The sequence below is a fragment of the Isoptericola sp. NPDC056573 genome, assembly GCF_042793335.1.
GTDB lineage: Bacteria > Actinomycetota > Actinomycetes > Actinomycetales > Cellulomonadaceae > Isoptericola.
On sequence record NZ_JBHTUY010000002.1, the window covers coordinates 53097 to 75560 of the forward strand.

The following is a 22464-nucleotide window of genomic DNA, read 5'->3' on the forward strand; positions in this document are numbered from 1 at the left end:
CGGTCAGACGAACGAGGCGGTGACGGTGGCGCCGGCCAGGCCGGCGGTGGCGGCGGCGATCCGCCATCCCGCGCCGCGCCGGGTGACGGTCACGCCCGGGTCGGCGGACACGAACCGCAGCCCGCCGCGGTTGAGGTCGACGACGACCTGGTCGCGGGTCTGGGTGGGGTCGCTCAGCGCGACGGTCGTGGGCCGGGTCCACTCGGTGCCGCCCGTCTCGTGCACGACGACGGAGGCGGGGCCGTCGGCGTGCAGCGACCCGCCCTCCCCCGGCACTCCCGCGCCGACCGGCACCGACGCGGGGGCCCAGAAGTTGGCGGCGATGGTGCCGCCGAGCGCGAGGGCGTGCACGTCGTCGTCCTGCCCGAGGATCCGCAGCCCTGGGGCGGTGCCGCAGGCCTCCGCGAACGCGCGGGTGCCGTCGGCGTCGGCCGCGGGGAGCATGACGTAGGCGTACGCGGCGTCCGCGGGCGCGGCGCCGTGGTCGAGCCACGCCGTGACGTACGGGCGGGTCACCGGGGTGTCCGTGCCGTACTTGATGTTGATCTCGCGCCAGGTGTGCGTGCGGTCCTCGCGCAGGGCGTGCAGCCGGGCGCCGCCGGGGAACACGTAGCCCGCCGTGCCGGACAGGTGGCACCAGCGCACGTCGTCGAGCGTCACCGACCACCCGTTGCCGATCGGCTGGGCCGCGCCGTCGATCACCAGCGCGGCCCCGTCGCGGACCTTGCGGTTCTCGACGACCGTCTCGACGCCGCCCGCCGCGGGCGCCGTGATGCCGGAGCCGACGCAGACCACGACGTCGTCGATGAGGAACCAGCTCTTGAGGGCCCGCAGGTCGGAGCCGCGGGCGCGCAGGTCCTGCCCGTACGCGCCGACCGTGGCGCCCGGCACGGCGGCCCCGCCCACCCAGGTGGCCTCGCTCGTCTCGCGGAAGTTCGCGCTGTTCGCGAGGCGCGCCGTGTCGACGGTGGTGCCGGGCAGGCGGTACGGGTCGACGGTGGGCCAGTAGTCCTCGCTGTAGTGGCCGAGGTCGTCGGTGTACAGCAGCACCATGCCGTCGGACAGGTGCCAGCCGTGCAGGTTCTCGTTCTGGATGGACTCGTAGTTGTACACGCGGGCCGAGTACGCGCTGACGCTCAGCGCGAAGCCCGGCCGGTGGTGCACCGCCTTGTCCATCGCGGGGTACTGCCGGTGCGCCACCAGCGCGCCGCGCGGCGTCGGCGACGCCGCGAGCAGCGCGTTCGCGGCGACGACGGACGCGGGCGTCGTGGCGGCGAGGAAGTCGCGGTAGGTGTCCTCGGCGATCCACTGCGCCACCAGCGACGTGAGGGTCGCGGCCTGCGCCGCGGGCGCGGAGGGGATGAGCCGCAGCGTGCCCTCGACGACGGTCTGCGTGGCCGCGTGCCCCTGCTTGCTGGGCCGCGCGATCTCGCGCCCGCAGACCGACGCGACCATGTCGCCGCGCACCATCAGCGGGTCGAAGGCGTCGGTGACCCACGCGTAGACGTTGTCCAGCGCCGGGTCGGTGACCTGCCAGGGCGAGTCACCGAGCAGGTGCAGCAGCGACGACAGCGTGCCCAGCAGCTCCTTGCCGTAGCCGCCGTTGTACGGATGCTTCCAGTGCTGGAGGAACGAGCCGTCGCGGAAGAAGCCCTCCCCCGTGCCCTCGCCCTCGGCGGTGCCGCCGTCGACGAACGCCAGCACGCTGTTGGCGCCGCCGCCCTCGACGTCGCTGAGCGCGTCGCGCACGCGCCCGAGGGCCGTCTCGTCGCCGTCGAGGCTCGCCCGGACGGCGACGACGGTCGCGATCCACACCCGGTTGGCGCCCGTGGCGATCTGCCGGTCCGCGCGCCACAGGTTCGGGTCGGGCGTGTAGTGGTCGATGGCGGCGGTGCTGCGGGCCAGCGCGTCGCCCAGGTGCCCGCGCAGCACGACGAGCGCGTCGGCGAGCGCCGACGCCGAGCCGATCTCCCAGTCCCAGTCGTTGTCGAAGCGCGGGATGCCGGGCCCGTAGACGTGGTCGTGCATCCAGGAGATGCCGTCGGCGACGGCGTCCGCCACGGCGGCGTCGCCCGCGACCGACGTCCCCGGCGTCGCCCACGCGACCGCGATCGATCGCAGCCGCTTGAACGTCGTGGTGACGGTGTTGGACCTCGTCCAGTCCGCCAGGTCGGGCCACAGGGACGCGCGGCCGGCGGAGCGGTCGAGCGTCGCGAGGACGGTCGTGGCCGCCCGGTCGACGCGGCGTACGGCGGCCTTGACGTGCGCGTCCGCCAGGTCGAGGCCCGGGCCGCCGGTCTGCAGCGCCGCCCAGCGCTCGACGAGTTCCGTGGTGGTCGAGGCGGGCACGGCGCGGGCGGGCAGGGGCAGCGCGGGGGCCAGCGCGGCGGCCCCGGCGAGGGCGCCGAAGCCGCGCAGCACCGACCGGCGGCTGGGTGCGGGCGCCCGGTGGGCAGGCGTGGTCACGGTGTCGTTCTCCATCACGGTCCCTCTCGTCGTCGAGCAGGTGGGTGGAACGGCGGTGCGGGTGGGTGGTGCAGAGAAGGTCGGGCGTCAGGTCGGGCGTCAGCCCAGGAGGGCGCGGTGGGTGACGGTGGCGGCCATCGCCGCGGCACCCGCGGAGGTGGGGTGCAGTCCGTCGCCGCTGTCGAAGGCGGACGCGAGGCGCGCCGCGTCGGCGGGGTCGGCGAGCGCGGAGGCCAGGTCGGCGACGGCGTCGAAGGCGCCCGCGCCGCGGCCCGCCTCGGCGAGGAGGGTCGCGTTGACGACCCGGCGCTCGTCCTCGAGCGCCGGGGTCCAGCGCTGCCAGCCGCCGAACGGCGTGATGGTCGTGCCGACCACGCGCAGCCCCCGGTCGCGGGCGCGCAGCACGAGCTGGCGGTACCCGGCGAGGAGCACCGCGGGGTCGGTCTGGCTGGGCGGCTGCTGCAGGTCGTTGACGCCGAGCACCACGAGCAGCGTGTCGACCCCGGGCAGGGCCAGGGCGTCGCGGTCCAGGCGGGCCTGCCCGCTCGGGCCGAACCGCTCGTCGTCGAGCAGCACGCGGTTGCCGCTGATGCCGAGGTTCGCGACGCCCACCGGGCCGCCGCGCTCCGCGAGACGCCGGGCGAGGTGGTCGGTGAACCGCTCGTCGGCGTCGTCGGGCGTGCCCACGCCCTCCGTGATCGAGTCGCCCAGCACGGCGACGCCGGGCACGCCGGGCCGCTCGACGTCCACGCCGACCAGCAGCACGGCCGACCGCGTCGTCTCCGCGCCGTCGTAGCCCGGGCCCGGGTCGCCGGTGAGGTCGCCCGGGCCGACGTACCCCGTCGCGTGCGTGTTGCGGTGGAAGCTGAGCGGGCCGGTGGGGCCGGGCAGGTGCACGCTGACGACCAGGTCGCCGCCGTCCGGGACGGCGATCCGCGCCGGGTCGCTGACGAGCGTCGCGCCCGCGGCGAGCAGCGCGCCGGGCTCTCCGCCGAAGGTGAGCGTGGTGACGGTGGCCGGGTCGACGGCGGCGCCCGGTCCCGTGAGGCCCGCCGCACGACGCGCGACGGTCACCGCCCCGATCCGCACCGGCGCCGTGGAGAAGGTGCCGGCGAGGCGCACGCGCAGCGCACCCGTCCGGCGGGTGCCGGCGCTGAGCCGCAGCACGTGCCGCACGGTGCGGTCGGTGACGCCGCCCAGCACGAGCGGGTCGGTCGCCGTGGGGCGGGTGTGCGCGGTGGTCCACGACGGCACCCACGTCGTCGTGCGCGGCCGGGCCGCGGCGGTGTCCGCGAGCGCGGCGACGCCGTCGAGCGCCGTGGCGCGCGGCGCGAGGAGCAGCGCGCCGGTGGTGGCGAGCGCGCCGGCGAGCAGCGAGCGCCGGGCGACGGCGCCGGGGCGAGGAACGGCCTGGGCGGTGGTGCCGGTCATGCGTCGTCCTCCGTCTGGTCGAGGATCACGAGCCCCACCAGGACGGGGACGCTCGCGCACAGCAGCAGGGGGCCCGCGGGGACCACGAGCGAGAACACGGGCGTCGCGACGGCGGCGCCCAGCAGGGCGGTGCCGCGCGGCACCGAGGCGAACGCGAACCACAGCGCGCCGGGCACCCAGGTGCGGACGCTGCCCTCCGGGCGGGCCGCCGCGACCACCGCGAGCGCCAGGTGGTACGGCACGGACGCCACGAGCAGGCCGAGCGCCAGCATCACGAGGACGACGGCGGCCGGGCCGGAGCGCCCGACGAGGAACACGACGTCGACCACCAGCAGCGCGAGCGCCGCCGTCGACGCCACCGCGTGCCCGAGCAGCGGCCGCCAGTAGACGCCGAACGCCCGGAAGACGCCCGTGAACGACCGGCCGTCGCCCTCGGTGCGCCAGGCGCGGAGGGTGTGTCCGACGGCGGCGAGCGCCGGGAGCCACGTGACGACCCCGAGGCAGAGGATCGCGAACGCCGCGCCTGCCGCCACCGGGTGCGCCAGCCACTCCAGCCAGCCCAGGAACGTCTGCGACCACCGACGCGAGCGGTCCTGCCGCGCGGGCGCCGGAGCGGCCGTCACCGCTGCCCCGCGAGCGGGAGGACGGCGGTGACCTCGGCGTCGCCGTCGAGCCCGGTGCGGTCGAGGAGCACCCGGCCGTCGAGCTCGACGCGCCGTGCCCCGACCACGGCGACCCGGTCGCCCGCGACCAGCACCGCGCGCGCCAGCGCCGACACGCCGTCGGCCTCGATCGCGCCGTCCGGCCCGGCGAGGTGCACCCGCTCGCCCCCGCCCAGCTCCACCCCGACCTCCGCGGCGAGCGGGGGGAGGAGGCGGGCGGTGGACGGCGTCGGGCGGAAGGCGTCGAACGGCTCGATCGTCGTGACGGCGAGCAGGTCGCGCGACGCGGGCGGCGTGACGCGCAGCGTGTGCAGCCGCCGCGTCACGACCAGCGACGGCGTGCTCGACGTCGGGTTGGCCGCCACGTCGGTGACGACCTGCTCGGCGTGCGCGCCGCCCGCGGCGTGGGTGGTGAGCCACGCGCCGGCGCGGCCGTTCCGCAGCACCCGCCGCACGGCCCCCTCACGAGCGAGGCCGCCGTCCTTCCCGTCGCCGATGCCGTCGTGCGGCACGCCGAGGTCGACGGGCTCGCTCGGGTGGTCGGCGTGCAGCAGCACGGTCCACTCGCGCGGCTCGGCGGCCCGCCCGCGGTCGACGACAACGGTGCGGCCGGACGGCATGACGACGAGCGTGCGCTCCAGCGACTCGACGCCCAGCTCGGCCGGGTACATCCGCCCGGTGCGGGCGCGGCCGTGCAGGAACCCGCCCTCGGCGAGCACGTCCACCATGTCGGCGGTGCGGTCCGGCGGGGCGTCGGCGTAGACGTGGTACCGCCCCTCGCCCGCGAAGCCGTGCCCGTCGACGAGCACGAGGTTGTGGTGCCCGGCGCGCTTCTGGTTGGAGTAGCCCTCGTCGACCAGCAGCCACGCGCCGCGCGACGCGAGCACGAACGACCCGGCGTCGGGGTGGTGGTGGCCGGCGCTGAGGGTGTCCCAGCCGCGCTCGGCGTCGATCCGGCGCGACGTGTCCCAGGCGGTGTGCCCGCCGCCGGGCGACGACTTGAACGACACGAGCGTGGCGTCGTCGTCCCACGACGTGCGGTGCACCAGCAGCCCGAGGTCCTCGAACGCCGCCTGCGCGGGGACGGACGTGGCCGGGTCGACCGGCGCCACGGAGGCGTCGTACCAGAGCAGCTCGGCCCAGGCCTCGGGCAGCACGCCGGGCCTCACGCCGCTCTCGTACGCCTCGCGCCAGAAGAACCGGTCCGCCACCGTGTCGGCCAGCCACTGCGCCTCGCCGATCCCGTACCGCGCGGCCAGGATCCGGTACAGGGCCACGCTGTGCCCGCTGCGCCGGTCGTGGCAGTCGCCGTGGTCGACGATCTCCTCGTAGCCGGGCGCGGCCTGGTGCAGCCGGTAGAAGATGGTGCGCGCCAGGAACCGGCACCGGTCCCACCAGTCCACGCCCTCGGCGTCCTGGAGCAGGTCGAGGTAGGTCGCGAGCCACGGCACGCCGTAGCGCCAGTAGACGACGCCCTCCATGTCGGAGCCGTCCGCCGGCAGCACGTCGACGACGGTCGACATCGCCGCCTTGGCGCGCTCCGTCCAGGCCCGGACGCCGAGCGCGTAGCCGACGGTCGCGAGCCCGGTGTGGCAGATCCAGTGGTGGTTCTGCCAGAACGAGCTGGACCACCAGCCGCCCTCGCTCGCGACGGCGAAGTCGAACAGCCGCTGCCCCTGGAGCTCGAGCTTGGCGCGCAGCGCCTCGCGCCGCAGCGGCTCGAGGTCGTCACCCAGCCAGGAGTAGGCCAGCGACAGCCCGTGCAGGATCCACCCCGCGTCGAGGTCGTGGTCGGGCAGGTGCGCGCGGCCCCAGTGGTCGAAGGACACGGCCGCCGAGATCCAGCGCCACGCCTCCTCGAGGTAGTGGCGCTGGCCCGTGAGCCGGTACGCGAGCGCGAGGTTCGCGGCCGCCGGCCCCAGGTACGTGATGCTCGCCAGCGGGTGCTCCGTCGGGGGCGCCGTGCGGCGGTACAGGTCGCACTGCTCCGCCAGCCGGCGCCACTGCGGCGCGAGGTCGCCGTCCAGCCGGGACCGCAGGTCGGCCAGCCGGGCCTCGTCGAGCAGCAGCATCCGGGCGGGGGCGATCGTCTCAGTCATCCGTCGTCTCCGTCGGCAGCGGGTGGACGTCGACGGCGCCGTCGGCGCGGTGCACGCGCACCTCGGTCGCGTCGAGCTCGACGCCCGTCACCTCGGCGCCCCGAGCGTCGTCCTCCGCCTGGTACACCGAGACCCACGTCGCCGACGTCGCGGCCTCGGCGGCCCAGTCGACGTGCGACCGCTCGCGCTGCGGGTCGTCCGCCGGGCCGGGTCCGGGGGCGACGACGGCGCGCACGGGCACCGTCCCGCCCGGTCCGCCCGCGCGGGCGACGTGCACGCCGTCGAGCGCCTCGGCGCCGCGCCAGGCGGTGCGCACCACGTCGCCGTCGACGCGCACCCCGAGCGGCACGTCCGGCCGCAGCCCGAGCGTGAGCCGCCGGGGGCGGTCGGCGCGGGCGTGCGCGACGTCGAGCAGGTAGCCGTCGCCGAGGACGACGTGCCGCACGGCGCGGGCGCCGTCGTACCAGGCCGTGGCGTCGCCGCGGACCTCCACGGTCAGCGACCGCTCGGTGCGGGCCAGCAGGCGGCCGGTCGCCTCCGCGGGGTCGGCGTCGTCGACCCGGACCACCGGGTGCGCGGCCGCCGACGCGTAGTGCGCCCGCCAGGCCGGGTGCCCGTACGGCACCTGGCCCGGGTCGGGCTGCCACGGCGCGGTGCGCCCGAACAGGGCGAGCGCGAGCTTGTCGTGGTGGCCGTGCCCCGCGCCGTGCGGGCCGTGGTCGAGCACGGCGTGGATCCCCGCCCCGCGCAGGACGGCGATCCCCACCTCCTCGTCCACGGTCACGGCCGGGCGCGGCGCGCGCGCCACGGCCAGCGGCGGCCCGGCGAACCACGTCGTCCGGCGCAGCTCGTCCTCGAGGCCGTCCGTGGGCTCGTCGTCGCCGTCCCCCTCCGCGGCCTCCGTGCGGGCGTGCGCGGCGACGGCGGCCAGCCCGGCGTCGGCGACGAAGCCGTCCGCCAGCGCGGCCAGCTCCGTCCACTCCAGCGCGAGGGCGGGTCGGGAGTACGGGCCGTCGTGCACGGACGGCAGCACGCCGCCGTCGGTCGCGAGGCCGGCGAGCACGTCGACCATCGCGACCAGCCGGTCGCGGGCCTCGGCGGGCAGCGCCGCCGGGTCGGTGCCGCGCAGGGACAGCAGGTAGGCCCGCACCACGAAGCCGTGGTAATACGTGCTGGCCTCCCACTCCCAGCCGCCGCGGGTGCTGGCCGCGAGCGCGTGGGCGAGCTGCCCGTGCTCCCCGGCGAGCCACTCGTCGTCGGCGACGGCGGGCGCCTCCCGGTCCCCGCGCACCAGCGCGGCGGCCCGGCTGCACACCCGGCCGGCGGCGTTGAGCCAGGCCGTGTAGTTGGAGGTGAACCTCCCGTCGGCCACCAGGCGGCCGCGGGCGGCGCGGGCCGCCTCGGCCGTCGCGTCGAGCATCCCCAGCACGGGGGCCAGGTCGCCCGCCCGGTCCGGGTCCGCCTCCGCGAGCGACCACACCGCGTGCCCGACCGACACGGCCCAGATGGCGTCGGTGAGCGCCTGGTGGAACAGCCGCCCCCGCAGCATCCAGTCCTGCGCGCGCTCGTGCTCGCCCCCGCCCGCCACCTCGGCGTAGACGTCGGCGTAGGCCACGAGCAGCGCCACCGCCTGCGCCCGCGTCCCCTCGTCCCCCGTGCGGGCCGCCCGGTGCGCGAGCACCCGGGCCCGCCGTGCCCACGCCTGGTGGCTGAGCACCAGCCAGGCGCCGCGCACCGGCTCCGTGTCGACGACGCAGCCGTGCGGGCAGCGCACGCCGCCCGCGGGCGGCACCGGCCCGGGGATCCCCGCGTGGGAGAGCTCCGTGCCGTGCGCCGGGCAGACGAGGTCGTGCCACCAGCCGCCGCGCTCGCGCGGGAGGCCGGCCGCGACGTCGACGTCGTCCGAGGCGGGGTCCGAGGTGACGGGGGCGAGGGAGGTCATCGCGGCCAGGTCCCCCCGTCGATGTCGAGGGTGGTGCCGGTGATGTACGACGCCTCGCGCGAGGCCAGGTACTGCACCGCCGCCGCGACGTCCTCCACGGTGCCGGCGCGCCCGACCGGCGTGCCCGCGACCATCTTCTGCTGCGCCTCGTCGGTGCTGAACGTGCCGTGGAACGCCGTGTCGGCGATGTACCCCGGGGCCACGGCGTTGACGGTGACGCCCTGCGGCCCGAGCTCCTTGGCGAGGCCCTTGACGAAGCCGCGCACGGCCGCCTTCGCCGCCGCGTAGACGACCGACCCCGGCCCGCCGCCGTTGTGCGCGGCGAGCGACGACATCGCCACGATGCGCGGACGGTCCGACTCCAGCAGGTGCGGGATCGCGGCCCGCGTCGTGCGGAAGGTCGCGCCGAGGTTGACGTCGACCACGGACTCGTAGTGGTCGTCGCTCATCTCGGCCACGGGCACGCGGCCCACGAGGTGCCCAGCGTTGCAGACCACGACGTCGAGCCCGCCGAGGAAGGCGACGGCGTCGGCGACGAGCCGGTCCACGTCCTGCGTCGAGGTGACGTCGGCCTGCAGGGCGACCGCCTTGCGTCCCAGCGCCTCGATGTCCGCCACGGTCCGCGCGGCCGCGTCGGCCGAGCTGCCGTAGTGCACCACGACGTCCGCCCCCGCGGCGGCCAGCCCGAGCGCGACCCCGCGCCCGATCCCGTGCCCCGCGCCCGTGACGAGCACCTTCGCGTCCGTCATGTCCATCGCCATTCGCTTGCCTCTCTGTCCCACGGGCGACCGCTCGTCGCCCGTCACTTGATGCCCGCGTTCGCGAAGCCGCGGACGAAGTACTTCTGCCCCAGCAGGAAGAGCGCCACCATCGGCAGCGTGGCCAGCGTGGTGCCGGCCATGAGGAACGCCCACTGGGTGTCGTTCTCGGTGCGGAACACCGACAGGCCCACCTGGATCACGCGCATCGAGTCGGTGCGCGTCACGAGCAGCGGCCACAGGAAGTTGTTCCAGGAGCTCTCGAACGTCAGCAGCGCCACGGTGATGAACGCCGGCTTGACCAGCGGCGTCATGATCCGCGCCCAGATGCCGAGCTCGCTCACGCCGTCGAGCCGGGCGGCCTCCTCCAGCTCCACCGGCAGGTCCAGGTAGAACTGCCGGAACAGGAAGACGGCGAACGGCGTCACGGCGCCCGGGACGATGAGCGCCCACCAGGTGTCGAGCCAGCCGGTGCCGCCCTGCCCGAGGATGTCGTTGCCCCCGAACAGCGGCATGAACCGCACGATGAGGAACTCGGGGATGATCTTCGTGTAGGTGGGGATCATCAGCGCCGCGACGAACCCGAGGAACACCAGCTCCGAGCCGCGGAAGCGCAGCCGGGCCAGCGCGTAGCCCGCCATCGACGCGACCAGCAGGTTGATGGTCGTGTGGCTCACGGCGATGATCAGGCTGTTGCGCGCGTAGGTGAGGAACGGTGCCGCGGCCAGCGCGTCCGCGTAGTTGCCCCACGCCCACTCGGTGGGCAGGAACGTGGGCGGGCTCGCCGCGATGTCCGCCGGCGTCTTGAGGGACGTCAGCACCATCCACACGAACGGCACCACCATGACGACGGCGATGACGCCCAGCGCCACGTAGAGGGCGGCCCGCGAGAGCCGGCGGCGCGACGCCGGGGAGCGCCCGACGACGTCGAGCGTCGTGCGCGGCGAGGTCGCCGCGAGATCAATGCCGGCCACTGTCGCCTCCGTTGAGCCGTCGGTTCGCGAGGGTCAGGAGCAGCAGGAAGACGAACAGGATGATCGACTGGGCGCACGCGTAGCCGACGCGGAACTCCCGGAACGCCGACTTGTAGATCTCGTACGTCATCATCGTGGTCGTGTTCGCCGGCCCGCCGTCCGTGAGGATGTAGATGAGGTCGAACGCCTGGAAGGCGGAGATGACCGAGGTGACGAAGACGAAGAACGTGGCAGGCTTGAGCAGCGGCAGCGTGATGCTGAAGAACTGCCGGGTCTTCGACGCCCCGTCCACCGACGCCGCCTCGTAGACGTCCTTCGGCAGGGACTGCAGCGCCGCCAGGTAGATGAGCATCTTCAGGCCGATGCCCTGCCAGATGCCGACGACGATCACCGACGGCATCGCCCACGTGGTCGACGACAGCCAGTTCTGCGCCGGGATCCCGAAGAAGCCGAGCACGGCGTTGAGCAGCCCGTTGCGCGGGTCGTAGATCCACAGCCACACCAGCGCGACGGCGATGGTCGCCGTCACCTGCGGGATGAACACCGCGGTGCGGAACAGCGCCCGGGCGCGCAGCTGCGTGTCGAGCATCAGCGCGATGAGCAGCGCGATACCCATCGCCACCGGGACGGTGAAGAACGCGTAGACCAGCGTGTTGACCATGCCCCGGCGGAACACCGGGTCGGTCAGCGCGTCCACGTAGTTCTGGATCCCGTTGAAGCGCGGCTGCGTGAGCACGTCGTAGTTGGTGAACGACAGCACGAACGCCGCGATCACCGGGATGCCGATCCAGACCAGCGCGTGCAGGAACGCCGGCGCGACCATGAGCATGCCGGCGCGGCGGCGGGCCGCCCCCGCCCGCCGGCGCCGGGGCGCGGGCGAGCGGGGCGGGACGACGGGTGGTGCGCTCACGTCGCGCGGCGCGGAGACGACGGCCACGACGACCCCCTCTTCATCGATCGGTGTGTCGGGTCATGCCAGGTCATGGGACGGACCGGGTCACAGCCGGGCGATCGCGTCGTTCGCGATGCCGGTGAGCTGGTCGATGGCCGCCTGGGCGGACTGCTGCCCGACGATCGCCGTCTCGAGGGTGGGCTTGATCTTCTCCCGGATCTCCATCCAGGCCGGGGTGCCGCCCTCGGACCGCGCCTTGTCGAGGTTGTTGATGGCGAACTCGACCATCGGGTTGCCCTTGACGTAGTCGCTGTCCTTGAGGTCCGAGATCGCGGGGACCGAGCCGCGCTGCTCGCTCGCGACCAGGACGGCGTCGGGCGAGCCCATGTACTCGACGAAGGCGCGTGCGGCAGCGGGGTACTTCGAGGTGGCCGACTGCGACACCATCGTGCCGCCCTGCAGCATCGCGGGGTTCGTGTTGCCCAGCACGAACGTGCCGATCTTGTCGACCAGCTCGGGCGACTGCTGCTGGAGCTGCACGTACAGCGAGTTGTTCGTCATCATGATCGCCGAGGTGCCCTGCTGGAGGGTGGTCGGCTGGCCCGCCTCGGTGGTGAGGGCGAAGTCGGCCGAGCCGTCCGCCATCATGTCGAGGAAGAGCTGCAGCGACGCGACGCCCTCGGGGCTGTCGAAGAGCACCTCGCGGCCGTCCGGGGAGAAGAGCTCGCCCGAGTTGCCGAACAGGAACGTCTCCCAGCACTGGCGTAGGTCGATGGAGAACGGGTCGAAGCCGACGCGCGTGACCTTGTTGCCGTCCTTGACGGTGAGCTGCTTCGCGTAGTCGCGCAGCTCGTCCCAGTTCTTCGGGGTGCCCGTGAGGCCGGCCTCCTCGAAGAAGTCCTTGCGGTACGCCACGATGCGCGTGTCGAGCACCATCGGGAGGGCGTAGAGCTTGCCGTCGAACCGCGACGGCTCCAGCACCCGCTCCTCGTACGTGTAGCGCGTGGCGAGCGACTCGGGCAGCGGCGCGATCGCGTTCTTGAAGGCGAACGGCGGGATCCAGCCGACGCCGAGCGTGACGACGTCGGGCATCAGGCCGCTCGCCAGGCCCGTGGTGATCTTCTCGTTCAGCGAGCCGTAGTCGGTGTAGTCGACGGTGACGTTGACGTCCGGGTACTTCTCGTTGAACTGCTTGATCAGCTTGCCCTCGAGCGTCTCCTTGCCCGTGGCGCCCTCGAAGAGCGCGCACAGGAAGGTGATGTCGCCCTCCACCGGGCCGGTGGGGTCGGCGGCGGACGAGCCGCTGGGGCTCGTCGTGGCGCAGCCCGCCACGGCGGCCGCGGTCCCGAGGCCCATGGCCGTGAGGAAGCTGCGACGGCTGAATTCCATGACAAGCCCTTTCGATCGGCGTTGATCTCACGAAGGCGAGGGGGAGCCGACGGCGGCTCCCGGTGTAACGATGCACTGACCATAGAGTGGGACTTCACCTCCGTCAAGCGGTCCTTTGATGCCCTATGATCGGCGCCAGACAGTCCATCGATGCACTGGCGAGGTGGGCAGAGCCCGGAACCGAGGAGGCCGCACGAGCACATGGCTGGCATCACGATCCTGGACGTCGCGCGTGCGGCAGGCGTGTCCACGAGCACCGTCTCGAACCTGCTCAACGGGCGCACCGGCCGCATGCTGCCCGAGACCCGCGAGCGCGTGGAGAGCACCATCAAGGAGCTCGGCTACCGCCCCAACCGCGCCGCGCGCCAGCTGCGCACGGGCAAGCCGCAGGTGATCGGCCTCGTCGTGCCGTCCGTGGGCAACCCGTACTGGGGCGCGCTCGCCCGGTACCTCGAGGCCGCCGCCCTCACCGAGGGCTACCACGTGCTGCTGTGCAACTCCGAGCGCGACCCCGCCCGCGAGCGCCAGTACGTCGACGAGCTGGTCTCCGACGGCATCCGCGGCATCGTGCTCTGCTCCTCGCTCCCCTCGCTGGAGCACGTCTCGAGCCTGCTCGACGACGGCCTGCGGCTCGTCGCGTTCGACCGCACCGCGCAGGCCGACGACCCGGTCGGCCTCGTGAACGTCAGCGTCGACAACACCATCGGCGCGGAGCTGATGGGCGAGCACCTGGTGTCCCTCGGCCACCGGCGGATCGCGTTCGTCTCCGGCGCGATCCGTTCCGTCAACCGCACCGAGCGGTTCGAGGGCTTCCTGCGCGCGCTCGAGCGGGCCGGCATCGCGCGGCCCGACGTCGTCACCTGGCCGGGCAGCATCGCCGCCGACGGCACGTTCGGCGACGTCGAGGCCGCCGAGCTCGGCCGCGTCGCCGCCACCGAGCTGCTCGCCGGGCCGAACCCGCCCACCGCGATCTTCGCCGTCAACGACATGACCGCCATCGGCGTCTGCCGGGCCGTGCGCGACGCCGGCATGGAGGTGGGGCGGGAGGTGTCCGTGGCCGGGTTCGACGACATCGTGCTCGCGGAGCTCTACTCCCCGCGCCTCACCACCGTGCGCCAGCCGATGAAGGAGATGGCGGCCGCCGCGTTCCGGGCCCTGCACGGCTCCGACGAGGGGGCGGCGTCGCAGGGCTCCTCGCTGCTGTTCCGGCCGGAGCTCGTGGTGCGCGACTCGACGGCCGCGCCCGTCGCCTGACGCCGGCGCCCGTCAGAGCACGGCGGCGGCCAGCGTCTCGCCGCCCGCGTGCGCGATCTCGACGCGGGCGATGCGGTCCAGCGGCACGGACGACGCCGCGCCGAGGCCGGCGGAGGACGTCCCCGACCCGGTCCAGGTCGCGGCGACGGTGCGGCCGCCGTCGTCGTCCACGAGGACGAGCTCGTAGGTCGGCGCGCCCGCCGGGTCGTAGCCGCCCGAGCTCGGCGGGTAGGTGCAGCTCCACTCCAGGCTCGTGCCCCACGGCCGGGCCGTCGCGCTGAGCGACGCCCGCACGTCGACCGCACCGACCGGCTCGAGCTCCACCGCCGTGGACTGCGCGACCGGCGACGACGGGGCCGGGCCGGGGCCGGGGGCCTCCCCCGGGCCGCCGAGGGCCAGCCCCGCGCCGACCCCGCCCACCAGCAGCGCCGACGCGGCGACCGCGACCAGCGACCGCCGGCGCCGACGCGAGCGCCGGGCCGCGTCGGCCAGGGCCGCGAGGGGCACGACGTCCGCCCGGTCGCCGTGGCTCCCGCCCGCGTCCGCGCCCACGTCCCCACCCGCGACCGTGTCCCGCGGGTCCGTCGCGAGCGCGTGCTCCGCGGGCACGGACGCGAGCAGCCCGGGCACGCCGGCCAGCTCCGCGACCGCCGCCCGGCACGCGTCGCAGCCGGCCAGGTGCTCCTCGTAGGCGCGCCGGTCGGCCGGGCTCAGCGAGCCCAGCACGTACGCGGCGTCCCACTCGCGGTACGGGTCGGTCGGCGCGGTCATGGCGTCACTCCCTTCTCCTGCAGGGCGAGCCGCAGGGCGCGCAGGGCGTAGTGCATGCGGGACTTCACGGTCCCGGGCGGGACGTCGAGCTCGTCGGCCAGCTCGGCGACCGACCGCCCGCGGTAGTAGGCGCCCACGACGACGGCGCGGTGCTCGGCCGACAGGTCCGCGAGCGCGTCCGCGACGAGCCAGGCGTCCAGGACGGCCTGCGTGCGGTCGGGCTCGGGCTGCTCGGGCAGGTGCCCGGTGGCGCGCTCGCGGGCGTGCCGCGCGCTGCGGAGCTGGTCGACCACGAGGTGGCGCGCCACGGTGAACAGCCAGGCGCGCACGGACTCCTCCGGCCGTTCCAGCACCTCCGGGTGCCGCCACAGGCGCAGCAGCGACTCCTGCACCACGTCCTGCGCGTCGGCGCCGTCGGGCACCAGCCGCGCGACGAAGCGCTGCAGGTCCGGGGCGTGCGCGGCGTGGATGGCCTCGAGGAGCTCCTCCTCGGCGCGGGAGCGCGGCCTCACGACCGCTCCAGCACCAGCGAGATCTCGACGGCGCCCTCGTGGTCCACGCGGACGAAGCCGAGGGACGGCGCCGCGACGTCGAAGTCGGCGAACGTCACCGGCACGCTGGCTGCGACCTGCACGCCGTCGCCGACGGCCGCGACCTGGGCCGTGGCCACGACGTCGCGCGTCACCCCGTGCACCGTCAGCTCGCCCGGCAGCTCCACCTCGGTGGCGCCGGCGGCCAGCGGCACCGGCTCGGTGACCGTGAAGCCCGCGGTCGGGAACGTCCCCACCTCCATCACGCTGCCACGGAAGTACGCGTCCCGCGGCGGCTCGTCGGTGTGGATGCTCGCGACGTCGACCGTCACGTCGCCCGACGTCAGCTCCCCGCCCTCCACCGTCACGCTGCCGCTCACCTGGTCCGTCCGTCCGGTGACGGTCACGTCCTCGCCCCGCAGCACCTCGTGCACCCGGTAGCCGGCCTCCGAGCCGGACGCCACGACCCAGGTGCCGTCGAGGCCGGCCGGGTCGGCGAGCGGAGCCCCCGACGTGGAGAGCGTCGGGGGCTCCGCCGCGGCGCGGTTGGCGTGGTCGGCGTACAGACCGGGCCCGACGAGCACGGCGGCGCCGCCGAGCAGGACCAGCCCGGCCCCCGCCCCCATCAGCACCTTCGTCCGTCGGCGCACGACCGCTCCCTCCGCCCCGGGCCGCGCCCGCCCGCGCGGCTCCACCCCGCACGACGAGGCAGGCCCCCGCGAGGTTCACGTCCCGTGCCGCCCCGATGAACCCGCGGCGCCGCGATCTCGTCGTCCCTCACAGCAGCACCAGAGCGGAGCGTCCGAGCCGAAGGAGTCATCATGCGCACCACGAGGTCACGACTGGCCGCCCTCGCCGCGGCGGCGGCGCTCGCCACCACCCTGGCCGCGTGCGGCGGCGGCGGGGGCGGCAGCTACGGCGGCGGGGCGAGCACCCCCACCGACACCTCGACGGGCGGCACGGCGGGCAGCTCGCCGAGCTCGTCGTCCGACGGCGGGTCGGCGGGCACCGCCGCGCTGAGCACGGCCGAGACCAGCCTGGGCACGGTCGTCGTCGACGGCCAGGGCATGACCGTCTACTACTACACCCCGGACAAGGCCGGCTCGGGCGAGAGCGCGTGCACGGGCGAGTGCCTGGCCGCGTGGCCGCCGGTGCACGCCGGCAAGGGCACCCCGCAGGTGCAGGGCGTGACGGCCGAGGTCGGCACGATCCCCGGCAACGACGGCGAGCCCCAGGTGACCCTCGACGGCCGCCCCGTCTACCTCTACGCGGGAGACGCGGCGCCGGGCGACGTCGACGGCCAGGGCCTGCAGGACATCTGGTGGGTGGTGGCGCCGGACGGCTCCGAGATCACCACGATGGCCGGCTCGGACGGCGGGGGCTACTGACCCGCCGCCGCGACGCGCGTCACGGGGCGGCGTGCCGCCGGAGGATCGCGGCGGCGTCGGTGCCGCGCGGCAGGACGCCGTACCCGTGGCCGCGGCCGTCGCCGAGCCGGGCCGCGACGAACGCGTCGGCCGCCGTGCTCGGCGCGTACCGCACCATGAGCGACGCCTGCAGCCCGACGGCGAGGGCCTCGACGACGCGGCGCGCGGAGGCCTGCTGCTCGGCGGGGTCCGCGCCGGCGAGCCGGGCGAGCAGGTCGCGGGTCGCGGTGAGGTGGGCGTCGAGGTCCCGGTGGGCGCCGGCCGCGAGCGCGAGCTCGGCGTCGACGGCGGCCAGCGACCCGGGCTCGCGGGTCATGGCGCGCAGCACGTCGAGCGCGACGACGTTGCCCGAGCCCTCCCAGATCGCCATGACCGGCTGCTCGCGATAGCGCCGGGCCAGCGGGAACGCCTCGGTGTAGCCGTTGCCGCCGAGGCACTCCATCGCCTCGTAGGCGTGCTGCGGGCCGCGCTTGCACACCCAGTACTTCGCGACGGCGGTGGCCAGGCGACGGAACGCACGCTCGCCGTCATCGACCTCGTCCCCCGCCCCGGCGTCGTACGCGGCCGCGAGCCGCATCGAGGTGAGCGTCGCGGCCTCGGACTCGAGCGCGAGGTCGGCCAGTACCGCCGTCATCGCCGGCTGGTCGACGAGGCGAGCGCCGAACGCCGTCCGGTGCCGCGCGTGCCACAGCGCCTCCGCGACGCCCTGGCGCATCCCGGCCGCGCTGCCGTGCACGCAGTCGAGGCGGGTGCGCTGCACCATCTCGATGATGGTGCGCACGCCGCGGCCGGGCTCCCCCCACCAGGTGGCCGACGGTGCCGTCCAGCTCGATCTCGGCCGACGCGTTGGACCGGTTGCCGAGCTTGTCCTTGAGCCGCTGGAGGCGGAGCACGTTGCGGGTGCCGTCCTCGAGGACGCGCGGCACGAGGAAGCAGGACTGGCCGTCCGGCGCCTGCGCGAGCACGAGGAACGCGTCCGACATCGGCGCCGAGCAGAACCACTTGTGACCGGTGAGCACGTGCGTGCCGTCACCGGCCGGCGTCGCGCGGGTCGTGTTCGCCCGCACGTCGCTGCCGCCCTGCTTCTCCGTCATCGCCATGCCCACGAGCGCGCCGGGCTTGGTGCCGGGCGCGGCGAGCGCGCCGTCGTACCCGGTGGCGAGCAGCCGCGGCTCCCACAGGGCCGCCAGGTCGGGGGCGTGCCGCAGGCTGGCCACGGCCGCGTGCGTCATCGACACCGGGCACGCGTGCCCGGGCTCCACCTGCCCGAACAGGGAGAACAGGGCGCCGCGGACGACGTTCGCCCCCGGCCGGGGGTCGGCCCACGCGCTCGTGTGGGCTCCGCGCGCCACGGCCGCGGCGATCACCTCGTGGTACGCGGGGTGGTACTCGACCTCGTCGATCCGGCGCCCGCGGCGGTCGTGGGTGCGCAGCGCCGGCTCGTGGGTGTTCGCGAGCTCCGCGGACCGCTGGAAGGTCGCGCTCCCGACGTGCGCGCCCGCCTCGACGAGCCGCTCCTCGCCCCAGCCGCCGCCGAAGGCGTGCACGGCGTCGCGCAGCACCGGGAAGTCGAGGTACTCGTTGACGTCCGCCCGTTCCGGCGGCTGGTTCGTGACCTCGTGCGTGCGGTGCCCGCCCGCGTGCACGTCCTCGTCGACGGTCACGGCGGCTCCTTCCTCAGGCCCTCAGGAGGCGTAAGCGCCCTGCCACACGGTGTCGAACGGCGTGCGGGCCTCGACCCGCGCCTCGATGCCCTGCGTCACCATGTCCTTCGCGACGCGGACCGCCTCGGGCACGTCGGCGCCCTTGGCCAGCTCCGCGGTGATGGCGGCGGCGAACGTGCAGCCGGCGCCGGAGACGCGCTCCTCGCCCACCTTGGGGGTGGCGAAGACGGTGACCTCGTCGCCGTCGAACAGGACGTCGACGGCGTCCGGGCCGGCCAGCTCGACGCCGCCCTTCGCGACCACGTACCGGCGGCCGTGGCCGTCGCCCAGGCGGGCGTGGATGCGGCGCGCGGCCTCCGTCAGCTCCTCGACGGACGTGATGTCGTCCATGCCGGCGAGCGTCTTGGCCTCGAACAGGTTGGGCGTCACGACCGTGGCCAGCGGCAGCACGCGCTCGCGCAGCGCCGTGTCGGTGTCGAGCGCGGCGCCGGGCTCCTGCCCCTTGCAGATCAGCACCGGGTCGAGGACGACGTGCCGCCATGGCTGCGTCTCCAGCGAGCGGGCCACGACGTCGATGGTCGCGGGCGTGCCGAGCATCCCGATCTTCACGACGTCCAGCGCGTGGGTGGACGTCGCGGCCTCGAACTGGTCCGCGATGACCTGCGGCTCCACGGGCACGAACCGGTGGCCCCAGTCGTGCTTCGGGTCGAACGAGACGATGCAGGTCAGCGTGCCCACCCCGTAGGTGCCGAGCTGCTGGAAGGTCTTGAGGTCGGCCTGGATCCCGGCCCCTCCCGTGGCCTCGGACCCGGCGATGACGTACGCGAGCGGCGGCGTGGTGCTCATGGTGGGCCAGCCTACGACGGCGGCGGACGGGCGTTGTCGAGCGGGCGTTGTCGGGCGCGATCCGTAGGGTGGGCGCATGAGCGTGAAGATCGGGGCCCACGTCGACCTGTCCGACGCCGTCGCGCAGGCGAAGGAGATCGGGGCCGAGGTGGCGCAGGTGTTCCTCTCCGACCCGCAGGCGTGGAAGGTGCCGCCGCTCGACCATCCCGGCGGCGCCGAGGCCTTCCGCGAGGAGACGGCGGCCGCGGGGATCGACGTCTTCGTGCACGCGCCCTACGTGATCAACGTGGCGTCCACCAACAACCGCATCCGCATCCCCAGCCGCAAGCTGCTCCAGCAGATCATGACCGGTGCCGGCGAGATCGGGGCGAAGGGCGTCGTCGTGCACGGCGGGCACGTCACCGCGAAGGACGACCCGGACGTCGGCTTCGACAACTGGCGCAAGGCGATCGACGCGCTCGAGACCGACGTGCCCGTGCTCATCGAGAACACCGCCGGCGGCGACTTCTCCATGGCCCGCCGCCTCGACCGGCTGGAGATGCTCTGGGCCGCGGTGATGCGGGCGAACGGCGCCGAGAACGTCGGCTTCACCCTCGACACCTGCCACGCGTGGGCGGGCGGCATCGACCTCGCCACGGCGGTCGACGACATCCGCGCGATCACCGGCCGCATCGACCTGGTGCACGCCAACGACTCCCGCGACACGGCGGGCTCCGGCGCCGACCGCCACGCGCACTTCGGTGACGGGAACATCCCGCCCGAGCTGCTCGTCGGCGTGGTCGCCGCGGCCGGCGCGCCCGTCGTGTGCGAGACGCACGGCGACATGGGCCCCGACATCGCGTGGCTGCGGGAGCGCCTGGCCGCCTGAGGCCTGTGGACGACGGGCGATCACGGACGCCGGGGTCCGCCAGCATCGGTGACGTGAGCACCTACGGGAGCCCGCCCACGGCCCCGGACGTCGACCCCGACATCGCCGCCGTCGCGGCCGGGGCGGTCCGGTACGAGACCGCGCGGCGAGGGATGCTGCAGCAGGATCTCGCGATGGCGCTCGGGCGCTCACGCTCGGCGATCTCCGCCCGGTACACGGGTCAGGTGCCGTGGTCGCTCGACGAGATCGGGCGGATCGCCGTCCTCTACGGGTGCCGGGTCTCCGACCTGCTCACGGAGGCTCCTCTGTCCCGCTCGCCCTGGTGACAGCACCACCACGCCTCCTCCCACCTCACCCGGGCCTCGACCTCGACCTCGACCTCGCCAGGGTCACGACGTGACGACGCGCCGACGTGCGACACGCTGACGCAGGTCGGGCGGGAGCCGCTCAGCCGGCGGCGAGCCCGGCGTCGTGCACGACGATCGCGGCCTGCACGCGGTTGGCGGCGTCCAGCTTGGTGAGGATGCGCGACACGTGCGTCTTCACCGTCGGGACGCTCATGTAGAGCTCGGCGGCGACCTCGGCGTTGGACAGCCCGCGCGCGACGGCGAGGGCGACGTCGCGCTCGCGGCCGGTCAGCGTCTCCAGCCGCGCGGCGGCGGCCCGGCGGCCGTCGGGGGCGGAGCGGTCGGTGATCTGGGCGATGAGCTGCTCCGCGACGCGCGGCGAGAGCGTCGGTTCCCCCGCCGCGGCCGCCCGGACGGCGGCGACCAGGCGATCGGGAGGGGTGTCCTTGAGCAGGAACCCTGCCGCGCCCGCGCGCAGGGCCTCGACGATCATGTCGTCCGCGTCGAACGTGGTGAGCACGATGACCCGGGCGTCGGGGACCGACCGGAGCCGGCGCGTCGCCTCGATGCCGTCCAGGCGCGGCATGCGGATGTCCATGAGGACGACGTCGGGCCGCTCGCGCGCCACGACGTCCAGCGCCTCGAGCCCGTCCGACGCCGTCGCGACGACCTCCAGGTCCGCGTCGCCGCCCAGGATGAGCGTGAGCCCGGAGCGCACCAGCGCGTCGTCGTCGACCAGCACCACGCGCGTCTTCTCGCTCATGCCGTCCACCTCATGCCGTCCACCTCATGCCGCCCACGGTAGCCAGGCCTCCAGCACGAACGCCGCGGCGCGCCCGTCGCGCGACGCCGGGTCCGCCGTCGTGCCGTACGTCAGGCGACCGCCGACGAGCTCCACCCGTTCCGTGAGCCCCACCAGGCCGAGGCCCGACGGCGGCGGCGCGGGCGCCTCGGGCATCGGCCCGACGCTGCGCACCGGGTTGCGCACGACGATCGCCAGCCCCTCGCCCGGCGCGCCCGCCACCGACACGGACACCGGCGCCCAGGGGGCGTGCTTGCGCGCGTTCGTCAGCCCCTCCTGCACGATCCGGTACGCGTGCCGGCTGACCGCCTCCCCGAGCCCGCCCGTGCGCTCCGCCAGGTCGTCGACCGGCCCGTCGACCCGGACGTCGGCCCCGTTCGCGCGGGCCTCGGCGAAGAGGTCGGCGAGGTCGGCCAGCGACGGCTGCGGCGGCTCCGGCGGCGCGTCCCCGGCGAGCGGGTCGCGCAGCACGCCCAGCACCTCCCGCAGCTCGGCCAGGGCGGCGTGCGCGTTGTCCCGGACCACGCCCGCGGTCTCCGCGACCTTCTCCGGCGGCAGGTCGGTGCGGTAGGCCAGGGCGCCCGCGTGCATCGCGACGAGCGAGATGCGGTGGGCCAGCACGTCGTGCATCTCCCGCGCGATGCGGGTCCGCTCCGCCGTCCTCGCCTGCGCCACCCGGCTCACCTGCTCCCGCTCGGCCGTCTCGGCCCGCTCCTGCAACGACGCGAGGTGCTCCCGGCGCAGGCCGATGTACGCGCCGATCCAGACGAACAGGGCGTACATGACCGCGCCGCCGACGATCTCGATCCACCGGTCGTACGACTCCGGCGTGACGTAGGGGTGCAGCGAGCTGTGCACGCGACCCGCGGCCACGAACACCACGCCGACCACGGCGACCTTCCACCAGCGCCGGGTCGTGGCCAGGGAGATCACCGCGATGGTCTCGGCGCCGACCACCAGGGACGAGACCGTCGCGGCGGCGCTCAGCACCAGGGCGATCGTCAGGGGTGCCCTGCGGCGCAGGGGCAGCAGCGCCAGACCCACCAGGCCGACGACGAAGTCCAGCGCCCACTGCGCGTCGGTCATCTCCCGCTGCCCGGTGTCCACCTCCCACGCGACGAGGACCATCACCGTCAGGCCGGCCAGGAGGGCCACCAGCACGCGCCACGTCTCGCCCCAGACGCGGCGGGCTCGGGACGGACGGGCAGGGGCGGTCGGCACGACGTCGAGCCTAGGCAGCCGCGGGGCCGCGGGCATCCGCCGGTGGTCGCCGCCGCATCCTCCGGAAGGAGGACACGAACCATCCCCTCGCCGGACGCGGCACCCGCCCGCGCCCGGGCAG

20 protein-coding genes and 1 pseudogene are annotated in these 22464 nt (G+C 75.0%); 4 read left to right on the forward strand and 17 right to left on the reverse strand.

Annotation, left to right across the window (positions count from 1 at the left end; translation table 11 throughout):
• Positions 1-3: 3 nt before the first annotated feature.
• The 9 genes from ACFQ8E_RS02960 to ACFQ8E_RS03000 form a co-directional block, all read right to left on the reverse strand.
• Positions 4-2466: a polysaccharide lyase 8 family protein gene (locus ACFQ8E_RS02960; protein WP_430549086.1), complete on the reverse strand. Its 2463-nt coding sequence runs from the start codon at positions 2464-2466 to the stop codon at positions 4-6.
• Positions 2467-2565: 99 nt separating this feature from the next.
• Positions 2566-3897 carry a GDSL-type esterase/lipase family protein gene (locus tag ACFQ8E_RS02965; RefSeq protein WP_430549087.1) on the reverse strand — a complete coding sequence of 444 codons (1332 nt, stop codon included), beginning with the start codon at positions 3895-3897 and terminating at the stop codon, positions 2566-2568.
• Positions 3894-4520: a DUF624 domain-containing protein gene (locus ACFQ8E_RS02970; protein WP_430549088.1), complete on the reverse strand. Its 627-nt coding sequence runs from the start codon at positions 4518-4520 to the stop codon at positions 3894-3896. Before ACFQ8E_RS02970 ends, ACFQ8E_RS02965 begins: the two co-directional genes overlap by 4 nt.
• Complete coding sequence (locus tag ACFQ8E_RS02975) at positions 4517-6658, reverse strand: DUF4962 domain-containing protein (RefSeq protein WP_430549089.1); 2142 nt, start codon at positions 6656-6658, stop codon at positions 4517-4519. Before ACFQ8E_RS02975 ends, ACFQ8E_RS02970 begins: the two co-directional genes overlap by 4 nt.
• Positions 6651-8600 carry a heparinase II/III family protein gene (locus tag ACFQ8E_RS02980; RefSeq protein ID WP_430549090.1) on the reverse strand — a complete coding sequence of 650 codons (1950 nt, stop codon included), beginning with the start codon at positions 8598-8600 and terminating at the stop codon, positions 6651-6653. Before ACFQ8E_RS02980 ends, ACFQ8E_RS02975 begins: the two co-directional genes overlap by 8 nt.
• Positions 8597-9349, reverse strand: a complete 753-nt coding sequence (locus ACFQ8E_RS02985; RefSeq protein WP_430549091.1) for an SDR family NAD(P)-dependent oxidoreductase — start codon at positions 9347-9349, stop codon at positions 8597-8599. The genes ACFQ8E_RS02980 and ACFQ8E_RS02985 overlap by 4 nt, the downstream gene beginning before the upstream one ends.
• Positions 9350-9402: 53 nt before the next feature.
• Entirely contained in the window at positions 9403-10332 is a 930-nt protein-coding gene (locus tag ACFQ8E_RS02990; protein WP_430549092.1) for a carbohydrate ABC transporter permease, read from the reverse strand.
• The gene (locus ACFQ8E_RS02995) at positions 10319-11269 is read right to left on the reverse strand and encodes a carbohydrate ABC transporter permease (protein WP_430549093.1); all 951 of its coding nucleotides are present in this window, start codon (positions 11267-11269) and stop codon (positions 10319-10321) included. The genes ACFQ8E_RS02990 and ACFQ8E_RS02995 overlap by 14 nt, the downstream gene beginning before the upstream one ends.
• Before the next feature lie 60 nt (positions 11270-11329).
• Entirely contained in the window at positions 11330-12613 is a 1284-nt protein-coding gene (locus ACFQ8E_RS03000) for an ABC transporter substrate-binding protein (protein ID WP_430549094.1), read from the reverse strand.
• A gap of 201 nt (positions 12614-12814) precedes the next feature.
• Here ACFQ8E_RS03000 and ACFQ8E_RS03005 point away from each other — a divergent pair, with 201 nt between their 5' ends.
• Complete coding sequence (locus ACFQ8E_RS03005; RefSeq protein ID WP_430549095.1) at positions 12815-13867, forward strand: LacI family DNA-binding transcriptional regulator; 1053 nt, start codon at positions 12815-12817, stop codon at positions 13865-13867.
• Positions 13868-13879: 12 nt separating this feature from the next.
• Here the strand turns inward: ACFQ8E_RS03005 and ACFQ8E_RS03010 are convergent, their stop codons facing one another.
• Genes ACFQ8E_RS03010 through ACFQ8E_RS03020 form a run of 3 tightly spaced genes read right to left on the reverse strand, consistent with a single transcriptional unit; the run spans position 13880 to position 15818 of the window.
• The gene (locus ACFQ8E_RS03010; RefSeq protein ID WP_430549096.1) at positions 13880-14638 is read right to left on the reverse strand and encodes an anti-sigma factor family protein; all 759 of its coding nucleotides are present in this window, start codon (positions 14636-14638) and stop codon (positions 13880-13882) included.
• On the reverse strand, positions 14635-15150 hold the full coding sequence (locus ACFQ8E_RS03015) for a sigma-70 family RNA polymerase sigma factor (protein ID WP_430549097.1): 516 nt from the start codon (positions 15148-15150) through the stop codon (positions 14635-14637). Before ACFQ8E_RS03015 ends, ACFQ8E_RS03010 begins: the two co-directional genes overlap by 4 nt.
• Complete coding sequence (locus tag ACFQ8E_RS03020; RefSeq protein WP_430549098.1) at positions 15147-15818, reverse strand: YceI family protein; 672 nt, start codon at positions 15816-15818, stop codon at positions 15147-15149. Before ACFQ8E_RS03020 ends, ACFQ8E_RS03015 begins: the two co-directional genes overlap by 4 nt.
• A 171-nt stretch (positions 15819-15989) precedes the next feature.
• Here ACFQ8E_RS03020 and ACFQ8E_RS03025 point away from each other — a divergent pair, with 171 nt between their 5' ends.
• Positions 15990-16556, forward strand: a complete 567-nt coding sequence (locus ACFQ8E_RS03025; protein ID WP_430549099.1) for a hypothetical protein — start codon at positions 15990-15992, stop codon at positions 16554-16556.
• 19 nt (positions 16557-16575) lie between these two features.
• Here the strand turns inward: ACFQ8E_RS03025 and ACFQ8E_RS03030 are convergent, their stop codons facing one another.
• The 3 genes and pseudogenes from ACFQ8E_RS03030 to ACFQ8E_RS03040 all read right to left on the reverse strand — a co-directional run bounded on the left by ACFQ8E_RS03030 (position 16576) and on the right by ACFQ8E_RS03040 (position 19105).
• Positions 16576-17358, reverse strand: a complete 783-nt coding sequence (locus ACFQ8E_RS03030) for an acyl-CoA dehydrogenase family protein (protein WP_430549100.1) — start codon at positions 17356-17358, stop codon at positions 16576-16578.
• A 118-nt stretch (positions 17359-17476) separates the two neighbouring features.
• A pseudogene (locus ACFQ8E_RS03035) lies at positions 17477-18259 on the reverse strand (acyl-CoA dehydrogenase family protein); the annotation flags it as partial.
• 21 nt (positions 18260-18280) lie between these two features.
• Positions 18281-19105, reverse strand: coding sequence for a hydroxymethylpyrimidine/phosphomethylpyrimidine kinase (locus tag ACFQ8E_RS03040; RefSeq protein ID WP_429763109.1), 825 nt, complete (start codon positions 19103-19105; stop codon positions 18281-18283).
• A gap of 76 nt (positions 19106-19181) precedes the next feature.
• Here ACFQ8E_RS03040 and ACFQ8E_RS03045 point away from each other — a divergent pair, with 76 nt between their 5' ends.
• Positions 19182-19973, forward strand: a complete 792-nt coding sequence (locus tag ACFQ8E_RS03045) for a deoxyribonuclease IV (RefSeq protein ID WP_430549101.1) — start codon at positions 19182-19184, stop codon at positions 19971-19973.
• Between the two features lie 53 nt (positions 19974-20026).
• Positions 20027-20299, forward strand: a complete 273-nt coding sequence (locus ACFQ8E_RS03050) for a helix-turn-helix domain-containing protein (RefSeq protein WP_430549102.1) — start codon at positions 20027-20029, stop codon at positions 20297-20299.
• Between the two features lie 121 nt (positions 20300-20420).
• Here ACFQ8E_RS03050 and ACFQ8E_RS03055 read toward each other — a convergent pair whose 3' ends face one another.
• Positions 20421-21083: a response regulator gene (locus ACFQ8E_RS03055; protein ID WP_430549103.1), complete on the reverse strand. Its 663-nt coding sequence runs from the start codon at positions 21081-21083 to the stop codon at positions 20421-20423.
• 24 nt (positions 21084-21107) lie between these two features.
• Complete coding sequence (locus ACFQ8E_RS03060; RefSeq protein WP_430549104.1) at positions 21108-22343, reverse strand: sensor histidine kinase; 1236 nt, start codon at positions 22341-22343, stop codon at positions 21108-21110.
• Positions 22344-22464 lie beyond the last annotated feature (121 nt).